17 protein-coding genes are annotated in these 17159 nt (G+C 72.7%); 13 read left to right on the top strand and 4 right to left on the bottom strand.

From position 1 onward, the window contains the following. Positions 1-97: 97 nt before the first annotated feature. From AC0665_RS18110 to AC0665_RS18100, 3 genes are all read left to right on the top strand, one after another. Positions 98-1996, top strand: a complete 1899-nt coding sequence (locus AC0665_RS18110) for a CASTOR/POLLUX-related putative ion channel (protein WP_478610342.1) — start codon at positions 98-100, stop codon at positions 1994-1996. Positions 1997-2093: 97 nt separating this feature from the next. Continuing rightward, positions 2094-2264: a DUF5670 family protein gene (locus AC0665_RS18105; protein ID WP_221754361.1), complete on the top strand. Its 171-nt coding sequence runs from the start codon at positions 2094-2096 to the stop codon at positions 2262-2264. A gap of 112 nt (positions 2265-2376) precedes the next feature. Beyond that, positions 2377-2868, top strand: a complete 492-nt coding sequence (locus tag AC0665_RS18100; protein ID WP_468405690.1) for a hemerythrin domain-containing protein — start codon at positions 2377-2379, stop codon at positions 2866-2868. 104 nt (positions 2869-2972) lie between these two features. On the opposite strand, the gene AC0665_RS18095 is transcribed toward AC0665_RS18100, so the two are convergent. Further along, complete coding sequence (locus AC0665_RS18095; protein ID WP_478705327.1) at positions 2973-4517, bottom strand: alpha/beta hydrolase; 1545 nt, start codon at positions 4515-4517, stop codon at positions 2973-2975. A gap of 337 nt (positions 4518-4854) precedes the next feature. Here AC0665_RS18095 and AC0665_RS18090 point away from each other — a divergent pair, with 337 nt between their 5' ends. The 8 genes from AC0665_RS18090 to AC0665_RS18055 all read left to right on the top strand — a co-directional run bounded on the left by AC0665_RS18090 (position 4855) and on the right by AC0665_RS18055 (position 11960). Further along, the gene (locus tag AC0665_RS18090) at positions 4855-5970 is read left to right on the top strand and encodes a Gfo/Idh/MocA family protein (RefSeq protein ID WP_468405694.1); all 1116 of its coding nucleotides are present in this window, start codon (positions 4855-4857) and stop codon (positions 5968-5970) included. Continuing rightward, positions 5967-6893 carry a DUF6807 domain-containing protein gene (locus AC0665_RS18085; RefSeq protein WP_468638218.1) on the top strand — a complete coding sequence of 309 codons (927 nt, stop codon included), beginning with the start codon at positions 5967-5969 and terminating at the stop codon, positions 6891-6893. Before AC0665_RS18090 ends, AC0665_RS18085 begins: the two co-directional genes overlap by 4 nt. Continuing rightward, positions 6887-7651, top strand: coding sequence for a cupin domain-containing protein (locus tag AC0665_RS18080; protein ID WP_468638219.1), 765 nt, complete (start codon positions 6887-6889; stop codon positions 7649-7651). The genes AC0665_RS18085 and AC0665_RS18080 overlap by 7 nt, the downstream gene beginning before the upstream one ends. 68 nt (positions 7652-7719) lie before the next feature. Beyond that, the gene (locus AC0665_RS18075) at positions 7720-9003 is read left to right on the top strand and encodes an ABC transporter substrate-binding protein (RefSeq protein ID WP_478705326.1); all 1284 of its coding nucleotides are present in this window, start codon (positions 7720-7722) and stop codon (positions 9001-9003) included. Next, the gene (locus tag AC0665_RS18070) at positions 9000-9935 is read left to right on the top strand and encodes a carbohydrate ABC transporter permease (protein ID WP_468638221.1); all 936 of its coding nucleotides are present in this window, start codon (positions 9000-9002) and stop codon (positions 9933-9935) included. Before AC0665_RS18075 ends, AC0665_RS18070 begins: the two co-directional genes overlap by 4 nt. After that, on the top strand, positions 9932-10792 hold the full coding sequence (locus tag AC0665_RS18065; RefSeq protein WP_468405704.1) for a carbohydrate ABC transporter permease: 861 nt from the start codon (positions 9932-9934) through the stop codon (positions 10790-10792). The genes AC0665_RS18070 and AC0665_RS18065 overlap by 4 nt, the downstream gene beginning before the upstream one ends. After that, complete coding sequence (locus AC0665_RS18060; RefSeq protein ID WP_478705325.1) at positions 10789-11391, top strand: hypothetical protein; 603 nt, start codon at positions 10789-10791, stop codon at positions 11389-11391. Before AC0665_RS18065 ends, AC0665_RS18060 begins: the two co-directional genes overlap by 4 nt. 116 nt (positions 11392-11507) lie before the next feature. Further along, positions 11508-11960, top strand: a complete 453-nt coding sequence (locus tag AC0665_RS18055; RefSeq protein WP_468638224.1) for a phospholipase — start codon at positions 11508-11510, stop codon at positions 11958-11960. A gap of 63 nt (positions 11961-12023) precedes the next feature. On the opposite strand, the gene AC0665_RS18050 is transcribed toward AC0665_RS18055, so the two are convergent. Next, positions 12024-12725: a phosphatase PAP2 family protein gene (locus AC0665_RS18050; RefSeq protein WP_478610337.1), complete on the bottom strand. Its 702-nt coding sequence runs from the start codon at positions 12723-12725 to the stop codon at positions 12024-12026. Positions 12726-12862: 137 nt separating this feature from the next. Between AC0665_RS18050 and AC0665_RS18045 the strand changes: the two genes are divergently transcribed. Further along, the gene (locus AC0665_RS18045; protein ID WP_478610336.1) at positions 12863-13519 is read left to right on the top strand and encodes a class I SAM-dependent methyltransferase; all 657 of its coding nucleotides are present in this window, start codon (positions 12863-12865) and stop codon (positions 13517-13519) included. 12 nt (positions 13520-13531) lie between these two features. On the opposite strand, the gene AC0665_RS18040 is transcribed toward AC0665_RS18045, so the two are convergent. Both AC0665_RS18040 and AC0665_RS18035 read right to left on the bottom strand, forming a co-directional pair. Then, positions 13532-15781, bottom strand: a complete 2250-nt coding sequence (locus AC0665_RS18040; RefSeq protein WP_478610335.1) for a heavy metal translocating P-type ATPase — start codon at positions 15779-15781, stop codon at positions 13532-13534. Between the two features lie 3 nt (positions 15782-15784). Further along, on the bottom strand, positions 15785-15997 hold the full coding sequence (locus AC0665_RS18035; protein ID WP_478705324.1) for a heavy-metal-associated domain-containing protein: 213 nt from the start codon (positions 15995-15997) through the stop codon (positions 15785-15787). A 199-nt stretch (positions 15998-16196) separates the two neighbouring features. Here AC0665_RS18035 and AC0665_RS18030 point away from each other — a divergent pair, with 199 nt between their 5' ends. Next, positions 16197-17156, top strand: coding sequence for a hypothetical protein (locus AC0665_RS18030; protein ID WP_478705323.1), 960 nt, complete (start codon positions 16197-16199; stop codon positions 17154-17156). Positions 17157-17159 lie beyond the last annotated feature (3 nt).

The following is a 17159-nucleotide window of genomic DNA, read 5'->3' as shown; positions in this document are numbered from 1 at the left end:
AGGCACCTCCGCGCTCTCCGGCCGCCGGCGCACCTGTCGCATCGCGAACGCGGCGCCGACCGGCGCCAGGAGAAGTCGGGGCGACGGAGGGGGACAAGTGGCGCAGCGGGGCGCTCCGTTGGGCGACCGGGCCCGGTACTGGTTCGACAACACCCTGGCCCGCGGGGCCTCGGCGATCGTCGGCTGGATGGCGCTGCTGTGCCTGGCCGTCGTCGTCCCGGCCAGCGCGGTGGTGGTGTGGACCGACCCGGACGCGCCGCAGTCCCTGCCGGGCCGGCTGGCCGCGGTGTGGCACCTCACCGGCGAGACCCTGCGGCTCGGCGGCGCGACCGGGACACCGCTGCGCGTGACGATGTCGGTGCTGCTCGCCCTGGTCGCCCTGCTGTACGTCTCGACGCTCGTCGGTCTGATCACGACGGCGCTCACCGAGCGGCTCACTGCGTTGCGGCGGGGCCGTTCCACCGTGCTGGAACGCGGGCACGTCGTGGTCCTGGGCTGGTCGGAGCAGGTGTTCACGGTCGTCGGCGAGCTGGTGGCCGCCAACGCCAATCAGCGTCGCGCGGCGGTGGCGGTGCTGGCCGACCGGGACAAGACCGCGATGGAGGAGGCGCTGGGCACCAAGGTCGGCCAGTTCGGCCGTACGCGGCTGATCTGCCGCAGCGGCCCCACCACCGACCCGGCGGTGCTCACTCTGACCAGCCCGGCGACGGCCGGTGTCGTGCTGGTCCTGCCCCGCGACGAGCCCGACGCCGACGCCGAGGTGGTCAAGACGCTGCTGGCGCTGCGGGCCGCCCTGCCCGGGGAAGGGCCGCGTCCGCCCGTCGTCGCCGCCGTGCGGGACGACCGCTACCGCCTGGCCGCCACGCTCGCCGCCGGGCCGGGCGGTGTGGTCCTTGAGGCCGACACCGTCACCGCCCGTCTGATCGTCCAGGCCGCCCGCCGCCCCGGGCTGTCCCTCGTCCACCAGGAGCTTCTCGACTTCGCCGGGGACGAGTTCTACCTCGTCGCCGAACCGGCCCTGGCGGGGCGCCCGTTCGGCGACGCGCTGCTGTCCTACCCGACGTCGAGCGTCGTGGGCATCGTGCGCGGCGACAGCCCCGTGCTCAACCCGCCGCCGCACACGCCCCTCGCCGAGGACGACCTGCTCATCGTCATCTCCCGGGACGACGACACGGTCTGGCCGGCGGACTGCGCGGACGCGGTCGAGAAGGCGGCGATGGCCTGCGGCCCCCCGACACCCGCGGGGCCGGAGCGGGTCCTCCTGCTCGGCTGGAACCGCCGGGCACCGCTCATGGTCGACCAGTTGCGCCGCCGCGCCCGGCCCGGATCGTCCGTCGACGTGGTCGCGGACGGGGACGCGGCGACGGTCCGTGAGGTGAGCGAGGCCGACGCGCACCACGGCGGCGACCTGACCCTGACCCTGCACCACGGCGACGTCACCCGACCCGAGACGCTGCGGTACCTCGACGTGCACTCCTACGACAGCATCATCGTGCTCGGCCGGGACCCCGCCCCCGGACAGCCGTACGAGGACCCCGACAACCGCACGCTCGTGACACTGCTGCTGCTGCGCCGCCTGGAGGAGGCCTCCGGGCGCGAACTGCCCGTCGTCACCGAACTGACCGACGACCGCAACCGGGCACTGGCCCCCATCGGGCCCGGCGCCGACGTGATCATCAGCGGCAAGCTCATCGGTCTGCTCATGGCGCAGATCTCCCAGAACCGGCACCTGGCGGCGGTGTTCGAGGAGCTGTTCTCCGCCGACGGCACCGGCGTCCGCCTGCGGCCCGCCGGTGACTACGTGCTGCCCGGGTGCGAGACGACCTTCGCCACCGTCGTGGCCGCGGCACGCCGGCGCGGCGAGTGCGCCATCGGTTACCGCAGCCGGGAGGGCGCATCCACCGGTCCGGGCTACGGCGTGCGGATCAACCCGCCCAAGGCGGAACGGCGTGGCTGGACGGCACAGGACGAGGTGATCGTCGTCGGCGCGGACTGAGGCGGCAGAATGCCCCCGATTTCGGCGAAGAAACTCAGGGATTCGACTGTGTGTTCGCCTTTTGGTGGGGCACCAGAGGGAGCGGAGGTTGATGACTATGGTTCCCCTGCTTCTCGTCCTGCTGCTGGCCCTGGTGCTGTTCGGTGCGGGCTTCGCGCTGAAGGCCCTGTGGTGGATCGCGGTGATCGTGCTGGTGCTGTGGCTGCTCGGGTTCGTGCTGCGCAGCGCGGACAGTGGCGGCCGAAAGGGCCGCTGGTATCGCTGGTAGACCGGCCGGACAGGTCCGACCGATTCACACCGCCGTCTGTGGCGAACCAAACGTCGGGAATGGGGTAAACGAAAGTGACCCGTATTCCTTCGAGGAAAGGCGTTCCTGTTCCATGGCCGATACACAAGACGTCGTAGAACTCATTCTTCAGGACCACCGGCGCATGGAAGACCTCTTCCGTCAGATGCGGAGCGTCGAAGCCGACCGGGCGGGTGCGTTGCGGGAATTCGCGGATCTGCTGATCGCGCACGCACAGGCCGAGGAGGCCGAGGTCTATCCGGCGCTCAAGCGCTACAAGAACATCGACGACGAAGAGGTCGAGCACGGCGAACACGAGCACGACGAGGGCAACGAGGCCCTTCTGGAGCTCCTCCAGGTCGAGGAGGTCGGCTCCGACGAGTGGGACTCGAAGCTCGAGGAGCTGGTGGAAGCCGTCACCCACCACGCCGACGAGGAGGAGCGCACCATTCTCAACGGCGCGCGCGAGAACGTGGCGATGGAGCGCCGGGAAGAGCTCGGCCGGGCGTTCACGCAGGAGCGCGAGCGTCAGCTGAAGTCCGGCTGCGGCTCCGTGGACAACGTACGCAAGATCGTCGAGTCCTGACCCCGGCGGGTCCTGACTCCGCCGGGTCCCGACCCGGCCGCACCGGCCCTGAGGGCCACCGCTCACGGGCGGTGACCGTCAGGGCCGGTCGCCGTCCTGCACCGCTACGGCATGCTCCGGGCCGCGCAGGTGATGTCCCGCGCGGGCAGCCGCCCTGTCGCGAGGTACGTGTTGACCGCGTCGTCGGCGCACGCCGACCCGTAGACGCCGTACACCGCGTGCTGGTCGGCCCCCTTCAGGGTGATCAGGCGCGAGGAGCGCCACCGCTCGCGGACGGCTTTGGCAGCGTCGTAGGTAGTGCGCGGGTCACCGGTGGCGTTCACCAGCAGGGCCGGCAGGTCGCCACGGATCCTGGTCGGGAGCTCACGCGGACGGTCCCAGTACGCGCACGGGTTGACGTTGTTCGTCACGGGCCCGAACAGCGGGTCCAGGGCGCGGGCGCGCTGGACGTCACGCCAGTACACCTCGGGGTCGCGCGGCGCGGCGTTGTCGCCGCACACGATCGCCGTCTGCGCACTGCCGTAGGGCGAGTCGGCTCCCGTGAGCACGAAGTCGAGCGCCCCGGCGAGCCACGGGGAGGGCGTCACCCGCTGCCCCCGCGATGCCCGCAGCAGGTCCCGCACCCCCTGCGCGAAGTCTCCGTACGCGGCGGCGTTGTGCTGCGAGAGGCCGTTGAAGACGACGATCGGCAGCGCGTGCTCGTCCAGCCGGTGGTCGCCCAGCCGCAGCGGGGTCCGGCCGGCGGCGACCCGGACGCGCTCCACGGCGGCCAGCACCTCGCCCCGCGTCCGGCCCAGCCCGTAGGTGGCGTCGCGGGCGGCGGCCCAGGAGGCCCAGCCCCGCAGGGCGTGCCGGTTGGACGGCTCGGCGCCCCGCAGCAGCCGGGTGCTGTAGCGGTCCGGCTCGATCACACCGTCCAGGACGACCCGGTCCGTGCGCCCCGGGAACATCGAGGTGTACACCTCGCCGAGGTAACTGCCGTAGGAGTAGCCGAGGTAGGAGATCCGCCGCTCACCGAGCGCCGCCCGGACGACGTCCATGTCGCGCGCGGTGTTCCGGGTGGTGGCGTGGGGGAGCGCCTGGCCCGCGTGGGCGCGGCAGCGGTCGGCGAGGTCCTGCGAGAAGGCCGCCACCCGGTCGAAGCCGGCCCGGTCCTCACCCGCCGAGCGCCAGGCCGATCCCGTCGGCCAGCGGCAGTCGAGCGGCGTGCTGCGGCCGATGAAACGGGGGTCGACGCCCACCACGTCGTACCGCGCGGCGACGCCCTTCATCGCCTCGCGCACCCACGGAGGGTCGCCGAGCGAGGGTCCGCCCGGGCCGCCGCCGTTGAGGAGCAGGGGGCCGACGCGGCGGCCGGTGTCGGTGGCGCGTATGCGGGAGATGGCGACGGTGATCGTACGGCCGCCGGGGTCGGAGTAGTCCAGGGGCACCGTCACGTCGGCGCAGCGGGCTCCGGCCCGCTCCAGTTCCCTGCCGGTCGTGTCGTCCGGTCCGAGCACGCAGCTCTTCCAGGTGAGGTGCTGGTGGTGGTACCGGGCGAGCGGGTCCGGCGCGGCCCGGGCCGTCGCGGGCAGGGCCGTGACGGCGAGGGCGGTGGCGGTGAGGGCGAGAGCGGTGCGTCTGGCCGTGTCCCAGGAGCGGGATGACACACGGGTGTCCTTTCTGTCGCCGGTGTCCCTCGACGGGCCGGCCGGGACCGGCCCGGGAGGGCGCTGTGCGAAGAAACGGTAGGGACGGCGCGCCGCCCGATCACTCCGGTTGACGGCCGGTCCGACAGGGGGAAAGCCCCCGTGGCGACGCGGGGGATTGCCGGTTCCGTGGCCTGGGCAACAACCCTGATCTCCGCCCCGAGCTGGGACGATGTACGGGCAAACCTTGTGCAGGTCGGTGCAGGGGGGTTGTCCAGACATTCTCTCCCGCCTAGGGTCCCTTCAGAGTGCAAGCGCTTTCCAAGCGTGTGTCCGCCGGCCGTCCGAGGAGCGCCGCATGTCCTTGTCCCCCACCCGCCGCCGTGTGGCCGTCGTCGGCACCGGAGCCATCGTCGGCGGGAGTCATCTGCCGGCCCTGCGGGCCCACTCCGACCGGGTGGAGCTGGTGGCCGCCGTCGACGTGGACCGGGAGCGGCTCGACGCCTTCCGCGAGCTGGCAGGCGACCGGGTCGCCGGATACACCGCGATGGACGCCATGCTGGACGCCGAGCGTCCGGACCTGGTCCTCATCGGCACCCCGCCCTCCCTGCACCGCGACCAGACGGTGGCCGCGCTGAAGGCGGGCGCCTGGGTGCTGTGCGAGAAGCCGCTGACCCTGTCGCTCGCCGAGTACGACGAGATCGCCGCGGCCGAGGAGGCCTCGGGGGCGTACGCGGCGGTGGTCTTCCAGCACCGCTACGGATCCGGCGCCGTGCACGCCCGCGAGCTGATCAGGAGCGGCGAGCTGGGCGCCCCGCTGGTCGCGCACTGCCAGACCACCTGGCACCGGGACGCCGCGTACTACGCGGTGCCGTGGCGTGGGAAGTGGGCCAGCGAGGGCGGCGGCCCGACCATGGGCCACGGCATCCACCAGTACGACCTGATGCTGCACCTGCTCGGGGAGTGGGAGGAGATCAGCGCGATGGCCGCGCGCCTGGTCCACGACACCGAGAGCGAGGACGTCTCCACCGCCCTGGTGCGGTTCAGGAGCGGCGCACTCGCCACCGTCGTCAACAGCGTGCTGTCCCCGGACGAGGTGAGCCGCATCCGCGTCGACTGCGCCGACGCCACGGTCGAGCTCACGCACCTGTACGGCCACACCAACGACAGCTGGGCCTACACCCCTGCCCCGCACGTCGCCTCCGAGCGCGCCACCGCCTGGCGTACCCCGCCGGCCGACGTGCCCAGCTCGCACACCGCCCAGCTCGGCACGCTCCTGGACGCCTACGACTCCGGCACCCGGCCCCCGGGCAGCGGCCAGGACGCCCGCGCCACCCTGGAGTTCGCAGCCGCCCTGTACAAGGCGGCGTTCACCGGCCGCTCGGTGCGGGCGGGGGAGATCGTCCCCGGCGACCCCTTCTACGAGGCCATGCACGGCGAGTACCCCGACTGGGCCCCCAAGGAGCGCGCATGACCATCCGCGTCACCCACACGCACGGCGAGGACATCGCCGTCACGGCGGCGAACGGCACGGAGATCCTCCGCTACGTCTACCGCCCCGACCCGGACCCCTTCGAGTCCCGCAAGCCCTACGCCCATCCCGTGCGCACCCTCTCGGGCCGCACGGTCACCGGCTACCGCCCCAACGACCACCGCTGGCACAAGGGCCTGCAGATGACCGCGAGCCATCTGTCCGGCCAGAACTTCTGGGGCGGCAACTGCTACGTCCACGGCGAGGGCTACCTCCCGCTGCCCGAGCGCGTCGGCTCCATGCGGCACGACGGCTTCGCGGACCTCACCGTCGAGGACGACCGTCTCGCCCTCACCGAGCACCTCACCTGGATCGAGAACGGCGGCGAGGAGTGGGCCCGCGAGGTACGCGGCCTGAGCGTCCACTCGGTGGACGAGGAGTCCGGTTCCTGGGCCCTGGACTGGTCGATCCGCCTCACCAACACCCGCTCCGCACCCCTGGCCTTCGGTTCCCCGACCACCGCGGGCCGTGAGATGGCCGGCTACACCGGACTGCAGTGGCGCGGCCCGCGCGACTTCACCGGCGGCACGGTCTTCGCCCCGGACGGCGACGCCGACGCGGGCAAGCTGATGGGCACCCAGGGCCCCTGGCTCGCCTTCACCACCGAGCACGACGAGGTCGACGGCCACTCCACCCTGGTCTTCGCGCACGCGCCCGAGAACCTCGACGAGACGTCCCCCGTTCACGAGTCGCACTGGTTCGTCCGCTCCGAGCCCTTCCCGACGGTCGCGTTCTCCTGGGCGTTCTTCGAGGAGTTCGAGCTGCCGCCGGGGGAGTCCTTCGCGTACCGGTACCGCGTCGTCGTCGCCGACGGCGCCTGGGACCGCGAGCGGGTCGCCACCCACCTGGAGGGGCTGCCGTGGTGAGCGAGGGCGAGGCGGCGGGTCTCGCGCACCCGCTCCCGGGCGCGATCGGCCTGTCCCACCTCAGCGCCTACGACTGGGAGGCCGCCGACGGCGTCTGCGGCGGCAGCCCGCATCTGCACCTGGTGTGCACGGAGGCGTACGTGGTCACCGGCGGCCGGGGCGCGGTGCAGACACTGAGTCCCGACGGTTACCGGGACATCCCCCTCGAAGCGGGTTCGATCGCCTGGTTCACACCTGGCACGGTGCACCGCATGGTGCAAGGCGGCGATCTGCGCATCACCGTGCTGATGCAGAACAGCGGCCTGCCCGAGGCGGGGGACGCCGTGTTCACCTTCCCGCCCGAGGTGCTCGCCGATCCGGAGCGGTACGCGGCCGCCGCGTCCCTGCCGCCCGGCACCGGGCCGGAGACGGCCGCGGCAGCCCGGCGCCGCAGGGACCTCGCGGTCGAGGGCTACCTCGTCCTGCGCGAGTCCCTCACCGCCGGGGACAACGGCCCCTACCTCCGGTTCCAGCGGGCCGCCGCCCGGCTCGTCCGCGACAAGGTGCCCACCTGGCGGGCCCTGTGGCGGGAGGGCGCCCTGGCCACCGCGCGGCGCACCGGCGCCCAGCTCGACGCCCTGGCCGCCGGCGAGCCCGCCTACCTCGGCGAGGCCACCGCGCACGAGGCCGCGCCCACCCGGCTCGGCGGCTTCGGCATGTGCGGCCGGCGCGACGAGTACGCGCTGCCCGGCACCACGCTGCCGTACCCGGGGGAGTAGCGGCGGGGACCGGCGGGGGGATCTGAGGGGGGCTCAACCGAAACTCCGTCGAGAGGAGTGACCTCGGCATGCCCGGACACAGGACGAAGGGGTTCTGCGCGTCGGCCGCCGCACTGGCACTGTGTGCCCTGCTGGCGGGCTGCGGAGGATCCGGGGAGTCCGCAGACGGCGGCACAATCGTGCTGCGCTACACGTGGTGGGGCAACCCCGACCGCGCGGAGCGCACCGAGCGGGCCGTCGCGCTGTTCGAGAAACAGCACCCGGACATCGATGTGACCACGTCGTTCGCCGGCTACGAGGCCTACAAGCAGAAGCTCGCCACCCAGGCCGCCGGCGGTGACGCGCCGGACGTGATGCAGCTCGACTACCGGCAGATCGACCAGTACGCCTCCGGCGGTGTCCTGCTCGACCTCGGGCGACAGAAGTCCGTCCTGCGCACCTCCGAGATCGACCCGGGCCTGCTCGCCACCGGCCGCGTCGACGACGCGCAGTACGCGATCCCGCAGGGCCGCGGCACCGAGACCGTCGCCTACGACGTCGCGGCCTGGAAGAAGTCGGGCGTCCCGCTGCCCGGCAAGAGCTGGACCTGGAGTCGGTGGGCCGCCACCATGCGCGCCCTGGCGCAGAAGACCGGCAAGCCGGGAGCCACCGACCCCGGCCAGAGCGAGGACGCCTTCGAGGTCTGGCTGCGCGGCCGGGGCAAGGCCCTCTACACCGAGGACGGACGCCTCGGTTTCACCGCCGCCGACCTCACCCGCTGGTGGACCTTCACCGACCGGCTGCGCCGGGAGGGCGCCGTCTCGCCCGCCGAGCAGACGACCCAGCTCGACGGCTCCGTGGAGAACACCCCGCTGGGGCGCGGCAAGGCCGTCACCGACGCCAACTGGGACGCCCCGGCCAGCGGTTTCGCCGCCCTGGTCCCGACCGGCGTCGTCCTCGCGCCCATGCCGACCGGCGAGGACGGCACACCCGGCCAGTACTTCAAGCCGTCCATGTTCCTCGGCGTCTCGGCGCACACCGGCCATCCGAAGGAAGCGGCACAGCTCGTCGACTTCATGATCAACGACCGGGAGGCCGCGAAGATCCTCGGAGCGAGCCGCGGCATCCCCGTCAACGAGACGATCCGCGACGAGACCGGCCCGCGGCTGAAGGACTTCGACCGGACCATCGCCGACTACCAGGCCTCCCTCGAAGGCGAGCTCAAGGACCCGCCCCAGGCGCCGCCTTCGGGCGACAACGCCCTGCAGAGCACCTTCCAGCGCGACTACGACCAGGTGTCCTACGCGCGCATGTCGCCCCGGGAGGCGGCCGAGAACTACGTCACCGAGGCGAAGGCGGAGCTGAGGTCATGACCACCACCGCGATCCCCGCGGAGGCGAGGCGCGCCCCCGCCGCCGAAAGGCGCCGCCCTCGGCGCCAACGCGAGGGTGCCGCCTGGGTGTTCCTCTCTCCCTGGGTGCTCGGCGCGATCGTCCTGACACTGCTGCCGATGGCCGTGTCGCTGTACCTGTCGTTCACCGACTACGACCTGTTCAACCCGCCGCGGTGGGTCGGCCTGCGCAACTACGCGCAGATGTTCACCGAGGACCCCCGCTACTGGCGTTCGGTCGTGACGACCCTGACCTACGTGGTCATCGCCGTGCCCCTGCAACTCGCCCTGGCCCTGGCGGTGGCACTCGCCCTGAAGGGCATGAAGCGCGGCAAGGGCTTCTACCGCTCCGCCTTCTACGCCCCGTCCCTGCTCGGCGCGTCGATGTCCATCGCGCTGGTCTGGCGGGCGGTCTTCAACGACGGCGGCACCGTGGACCACCTGCTCGGCACCGGCGGCTGGGTCAACAGGCCCGGCTGGGCGCTGCTGGCCGTGGCCCTGCTGACGGTGTGGCAGTTCGGGGCGCCGATGGTCATCTTCCTCGCCGGGCTCCAGCAGATCCCGGCCGAGCTGTACGAGGCGGCGTCCTGCGACGGGGCCTCGAAGGGGCGGCAGTTCCTGTCGGTCACCGTGCCGATGCTCTCCCCTGTGATCTTCTTCAACCTCGTCCTGCAGACCATCCAGGCCTTCCAGGTCTTCACACCCGCCTTCGCGGTCAGCGCGGGCAAGGGCGGGCCGGCCGACTCGACGCTCGTCTACACGATGTACCTCTACGACCGCGGCTTCGTCGCCTCGCACATGGGCTACGCCTCCGCCATGGCCTGGGTGCTGCTCCTCGTGATCGGCGTCGTCACGGCGGTGCTGTTCCGCACCTCACGTTCCTGGGTCTTCTACGCCTCCGAGGGGGACCGGTGACCTCGACGACCGTTGCCCACAAGCCCGTTCGATGGGGCCGCGTCGCCCTCCACGCGGGCTGCCTGGCCGCGCTGCTGGTCATGCTGTACCCGCTGGCCTGGCTGCTGGCCACCTCGCTCAAGCCCGCCGACGAGGTGATCGCCAGCCTGAACCTGCTGCCCGGCCACCTGGAATGGTCCAACTACACGACCGCCCTGGACGGCGTCAACGACGTCTCCGTCCGGCGGCTGCTCGGCAACTCGCTGCTGATCGCGGGTGGCGCGGTCCTCGGCAACGTCATCAGCTGCTCGCTCGCCGCCTACGCCTTCGCGCGACTGCGATTCCGCTTCCGCGGACCGCTGTTCGCCTTCATGATCGCCACCATCATGCTGCCGCACCACGCGGTGCTGATCCCGCAGTACATCATCTTCAACCGGCTCGGCCTGGTGAACACCTACTGGCCGTTGATCCTGCCGAAGTTCCTCGCCACCGAGGCGTTCTTCGTCTTCCTCATCGTGCAGTTCATGCGCGGCCTGCCGCGCGAGCTGGAGGAGGCGGCGCGCATCGACGGCTGCGGTCCCTTCCGCAGCTTCTTCCAGGTCGTGCTGCCGCTCACCCGGCCCGCCCTGATCACCACCGCCATCTTCACGTTCATCTGGACCTGGAACGACTTCTTCACCCAGCTCATCTACCTCTTCGATCCGGACAAGTTCACCCTCACCCTGGCGCTGCGCTCCTTCGTGGACGCCTCCAGCACCTCCGCGTTCGGCCCGATGTTCGCCCTGTCGGTGATCGCGCTGCTGCCGATCGTGCTGTTCTTCCTGGCCTTCCAGCGGTTCCTGGTGGAGGGCATGGCCGGCTCGGGACTCAAGGGATGAGCGGGGCGCCGGCCCGCGAGGCGGGCGAGGTGTTCGGTCCGCGCATGACCCTGTTCGCCGACGTGCTGAGCGTCGGACTCGCCACGGCGGTGGCCTGCCTGCCCCTGGTCACGGTTCCGGCCGCGCTGTCGACGGCGTGCGCCGTGCTGCGCGGGGCGGGGCAGGACCGGCCCGTCACGGCGGGGCGGTACTTCGCGCTGCTGCGGCGGCGGTTGCGCGCCGGCGACCTGGTGGCCGGGTGTCTCGCGCTCGCGGGTGTGCTGCTGTTCGCCGCAGACCTGGCGCTGGCGGGCGCGGGGCTGCCGGGGGCGCCGCTGTTCGCTGTGGCCGCCGCGGTGATCGGCGTGTGCGCGGTGGCGGTCGGGCTGCGCGCCTGCGGGCGCCCGGAGTCGCTCACCGACTGGCGTGCGGCGGTGCGCGGGGCCGGCCGGGACGCCGTGGCGGACGTGGGCGGCAGCGGTCTGGTGCTGCTGGCCGTGGCGACGGCCGCGCTGTGCGCCTGGATGCTGGTGCCGCTGGCCTTCCTCGCGCCCGGGCCGCTGGCCCTGGCACTCACCGCCGTCGACGTCCGCCGGTCCGCTGCCGTTCTCCTTCAATAGCCCGGAATTCAGCAGCCTTTGGGGCAGATCAGGTGTGAGCACCGGGACGGAGTGGTCATCCTCTTGTCATGGACCTGCGGCTCGATGGGCGAGTCGCGGCCTCATGGAGGTGTGGGATGCGCCGAAGATTCGCAACCGCTCTTGCCACTTCGACCCTGGCCGTCGTCACCGTCGTCACAGCCGCCACGGGTGCGACCGCCGCTCCGGCCGACAAGCCGCAGGTGCTCGCGAGCTGGACGCAGACCAGCGCGTCCAGCTATAGCACCTGGGCCGCCGCCCGGGCCAACCAGGCCGCCTGGGCCGCGTACTCCTTCGACTGGTCGACCGACTACTGCTCCTCGTCGCCGGACAACCCGTTCGGCTTCCCCTTCTCGATGTCCTGCGCCCGCCACGACTTCGGCTACCGCAACTACAAGGCCGCGGGCACCTTCAGCGCCAACAAGTCCCGCCTCGACAGCGCCTTCTACGAAGACCTCAAGAGGGTCTGCGCGGCCTACAGCGGCGCCACGAAGACCTCGTGCACCAGCACGGCCTGGACGTACTACCAGGCGGTGAAGGCATTCGGCTGACGGTTCGTCACCGCGAGCACACCGGGCGCCGGGGTGTCTCCCCGCGCCCGGCCCGCCCGCAGCTCACCGGCGCAGGGCGCCGGCGACGCCGATCCGCGGCCAGGAACGGGCCGCCGCGAGGAGGGCCTGGGTCCGCGCCGAGGGGGTGGCAGCGGCCGCCGCCAGGGCCGCCGCCGCGCTGGCGATCCCGAGGACCGCGCCCGCCGCCACGTCGCCCGGGTAGTGCACGCCCGTGTGGACGCGCGAGTAGCCGACGGCGCTCGCCAGCGCCCCCAGCGGAACCGCCGCGGGGGGCAGGACCACGCCGACGGCGGTGGCGAACGCGACCGCCGACGCCGTGTGCCCGGACGGGAACGACGCCGAGGTCGGCATCCTGACGTGCCGGTCCACCGTCACCCGGGCCGCCTCACGGTCGGGCCGCGCCCGGCGCACCAGGCGCTTGCCGAGCAGATTGGCGGAGGCCGACGCCACCGCGATCGCGCCGACCCCGGCGAAGGCGGCCTTGCGCGGCCGCTTCCCGGCCAGGGCCAGGGCGGCGGCGATGGCGAACGAGATCTTGGAATGGTCGGCCGCGTGCGACAGGTGCCGCAGCGTCCGGTCCAGGGTCGGCGTCGGGGTGGCGGCCACCGCCGCGTACAAGGCGCCGTCCACGGCCCTGAGATCGCCGAGCACGGCGCTCAGCAGCGAGCCGCTCCCGCCCGCGGAGCCCTGGGCGTATCGCAGCGGACGGGGGGCGTCCGCGTCTGTGGTCCTCGGATGGGTCATGTGCTTCTCCCCGCAGTGGCCTTCCCCCAGCACGGTACCGGCTCACGCCCGGCGCACGCTCGGCGCCCCTGCGAGCCGGTACCTTCCGAGTGCCCGGCCGGCGGACGGCCACGCCGGTGATCCGGAACACTGAGGGCATGTCAGACCTTCCGCGACGCATCCTGCGCGCCCTGGAGCGTTTCCACGCCGCCCGCCCCTGGGACCACAACGCCCACTTCCACCCCTGGATCCTGCGGCAGGTGCCCGGCCGGGTGGGCAGCGCCCTGGACGTGGGCTGCGGCAGCGGCGACCTGGCCCGGCTGCTGGCCGGCCGGGCGGAGCGCGTGGACGGGATCGACGCCGACCCGGAGATCACGGCCCGGGCACGGGAGCTGACCCCCGCGACGGCCCCGGTGACCTACACCACGGCCGACGCGCTGACCGGCCTCGGCGACCGGTCGTACGACGTCATCACTTGCGTCGCCGTCGTCCACCACCTGCCGTTCGCCGAGGCCCTGGAGGTCTTCCGCGAGCGTCTCGCCGCCGGCGGCACCCTGGTGATCGTCGGCCTGGCCCGGGAAGAGACACCCCTCGACCATCTGCTCGGCCTGGCGTCCATCCCGCTCAACATCCTCATGGCCGTATGGAAGAACCGGGGCGGCCGGGCGCCGCGCCCGGTCTCGATGACCGCCCGCACCCGTCCGGCGGAGCTGACCTTCCCCGAGATCGCGCGCCAGGCCCGGGCCGTACTGCCCGGCGTCCGCCTGCGCCGCCGTCTGCTGTGGCGCTACACGCTGGTGTGGCGCCGCCGTTGATCCGCCGGTGTCTCAGCCGGTGGCCCGAAAGGCCCGCAGCCGCAGTGAGTTGCCGACCACGAAGACCGACGAGAACGCCATGGCCGCCCCTGCGATCATCGGGGTGAGCAGGCCGGAGGCGGCCAGCGGGAGGGCCGCCACGTTGTAGGCGAAGGCCCAGAACAGGTTGGAGCGGATGGTGCCGAGCGTGCTGCGGGCGAGCCGGATGGCGTCCGCGGCGGCCCGCAGGTCGCCCCGTACGAGGGTCAGGTCGCCGGCCTCGATCGCGGCGTCCGTGCCGGTGCCCAGGGCCAGGCCGAGATCGGCCCGGGCCAGGGCCGCCGCGTCGTTGACCCCGTCCCCGACCATCGCCACCGACCGGCCCTCGCTCTGGAGCCGCTGGACGACGTCGACCTTGTCCTGCGGGAGCACCTCGGCGATGACCTCCTCGATGCCCACCTCGCGGGCGACGGACCGGGCCACCGCCTCGTTGTCACCGGTCAGCAGGATCGGTGTGAGACCGAGCGCCCGCAGCCGGCCGACCGCCTCCGCGCTCGTGTCCTTCACCGCGTCGGCCACCTCCAGCACCGCCCGCGCCTCGCCGTCCCACGCGACCGCGACGGCCGTGCGTCCGGCTTCCTCGGCCGCGGTCCTCGCACCGGCCAGGCCCTCCGGCAGCGCCATCGCCCAGTCGGCCAGCAGCCGCTCCCGGCCGACGAGCACCGCGTGGCCCTCGACGACGCCCTGCACACCCAGTCCGGGCACGTTGGCGAAGTCCTCCGGCGTGGGCAGCGCGCCCAGCTTCTGAAGCGCCCCGTCCGCGACGGCCCGGGCGATCGGATGCTCGGAGGAGTGCTCCAGCGCCCCGGCCAGTCGCAGCACGTCGGCCTCGTCCGTGCCCTCGGCGGTGTGCACGGCCAGCAGCGTCATACGTCCGGTCGTGACCGTGCCGGTCTTGTCGAGGACGACGGTGTCGACGCGGCGCGTGGATTCCAGCACCTCCGGGCCCTTGATGAGGATGCCGAGCTGGGCGCCGCGCCCGGTGCCCACCATCAGCGCGGTCGGGGTCGCCAGCCCCAGCGCGCAGGGGCAGGCGATCACGAGGACGGCGACCGCCGCGGTGAAGGCGGCCGTCAGCCCGGCGCCGTTGCCCAGCCAGAAACCCAGTGTGCCGAGCGCCAGGGCGATCACGACCGGCACGAACACCGCCGAGATCCGGTCCGCGAGCCGCTGTGCGGCGGCCTTGCCGTTCTGCGCGTCCTCCACCAGCCGGGCCATCCGGGCCAGCTGGGTGTCGGCGCCCACCCGGGTGGCACGCACCACGAGCCGCCCGCCGACGTTGATCGTGGCCCCCGTGACCGGGTCCCCCGTGCCCACCTCCACGGGCACGGACTCGCCGGTGAGCATCGAGGCGTCCACGGCCGAGGAACCCTCGACGACCGTCCCGTCCGTCGCGATCTTCTCGCCGGGCCGGACCAGGAAGCGGTCGCCGACCTTCAACTCCGCCACGGGGACGGTCTGTTCGCGACCGTCGACCCCCAGCACCGTGACGTCCTTCGCTCCCAGCTCCAGCAGCGCCCGCAGCGCCGCCCCGGCCTTCCGCTTGGCGCGGGCCTCGAAGTACCGCCCCGCCAGGATGAACGCGGTCACGCCGGCGGCGGCTTCCAGGTAGATGTTCCCGGCGCCGTCCGTGCGCTCGATGGTCAGCTCGAAGGGGTGCGTCATGCCCGGGGTGCCCGCGGTGCCGAAGAACAGCGCCCACAGCGACCACAGGAAGGCGGCCGAGGTGCCCACCGAGATCAGCGTGTCCATGGTGGCCGCGCCGTGCCGGGCGTTGGTGAACGCCGCCTTGTGGAAGGGCCAGGCCGCGTACGTCACGACGGGAGCCGCCAGGGTGAGCGACAGCCACTGCCAGTACTCGAACTGCAGGGCCGGGACCATCGCCATGGCCACGACGGGAACCGACAGCACCACGGCGGTGATCAACCGCTCGCGCAGCGGCCGCAGTTCGTCGGCCTCCTCGGGCGGGTCCGTCCGCTCGGCGGGAGGCGCGGGCTCCCGGGCGGTGTACCCGGTGGCCTCGACGGTGGCGATGAGATCGCCGACGGAGACGTCACCGGAGTAGCCGACCTTCGCCTTCTCGGTGGCGTAGTTGACGGTCGCGGTGACCCCGTCCATGCGGTTGAGCTTCTTCTCGACGCGCGCCGCGCAGGAGGCGCAGGTCATGCCGCCGATGAGGAGTTCCACCTCGGCGTCGGCGCCGGTCGTCGTCCCGGTGTTCATGGCTCAGGCCCTTCCGGTCAGCTCGTAGCCGGCCTCGTCGACGACCTCCGCGGTCAGGGCGTCGTCGGGTTCGGTGGTGGCGGTGACGGTGACACGGCCCGTGCCGAGGTCGACCTCGACACCGCTGACGCCGTCCAGCTCCCCGATGACCTTGGTGAGCGTCGCCTCGCAGTGGCCGCAGGACATTCCGGAGACGGCGTAGGTGGTGGCGGGCATGAGGTGCTCCTCTGGCTGGTCCGACGGATGGGTGACATACGGGCCGGGGGTATCCTCGGCGCCGATTCCAGATATACCCCTGTGGGGTATACGATGCAAGCGTGGGGACAACTTGACTGGATACCCCCTGGGGGTATGGTGAACTGCATGGAGGCCCCGCATTCGAGCGGGAGGCCCGGTATCTGAAGGAGCCGACGCCATGAACACCGGACTGAGGATCACCACCTTCGCCGCCGCGCTAGCGGCGACCTTCGGCGCCGCCTACGGCGTCGGTCAGGGCATCGACCCCGTCGTCGCCGACAGCCCGCCGACACACCAGGACGAACACACCCGGCCCACGCCGGAGGCGGAGAAGGACGGCGGCCACACCGGGCACGACACGCCCCCGGCCGGCGGACTGCAGATCTCCGAGGGCGGCTACACGCTCGACCTCCACACCCCGCGCGTCACCGCGGGCGAGCAGGCCGACCTGCGCTTCACCGTCCGGGACACCGCCGGGCGCGCGCTCACCGCCTACCAGCGCGAGCACGACAAGGAACTCCACCTCATCGTGGCCTCACGCGACCTGGTGACCTACCGCCATCTGCACCCCACCCGCGCCGCCGACGGCACCTGGAGCACCCCCGTGGACCTGCCACGCGCGGGCGGCTACCGCGTCTTCGCCGACTTCACCCCGGCCGGGAAGGACGCCGAGAACCTCACCCTCGGCGCGGACCTCGCCGCCTCCGGCCCGTACCGGGCCCGGTCACTGCCGCCGGCGAGCACCACGGCCCGCGTCGACGGCTACGAGGTGAAGCTGACCGGCGCCCTGCGCCCCGCGAAAGCGGGCGAACTGAAGCTGAAGATCTCCCGCGACGGCAGGCCCGTCACCGACCTCCAGCCCTACCTCGGCGCCTACGGCCATCTGGTCGCCCTGCGCTCCGGAGACCTCGCCTACCTGCACGTCCACCCGAACGGCGAACCCGGCGACGGCAGCACCAGGTCCGGCCCGGACATCTCGTTCACGGCCACGGCGCCCAGCTCCGGCGCCTACCGCCTGTTCCTCGACTTCAAGCATGACGGCGAGGTGCATACGGCCGCGTTCACCGTCCGCGCCCAGGCAGCGGCGGCCGGGTCCGGTACCCCCGAGGGGCATGCGGACGACGGCCACGGGCACTGATCC

Source organism: Streptomyces sp. NPDC043685 (genome assembly GCF_056436585.1).
This window is presented reverse-complemented; position numbering and strand designations above follow the sequence as displayed.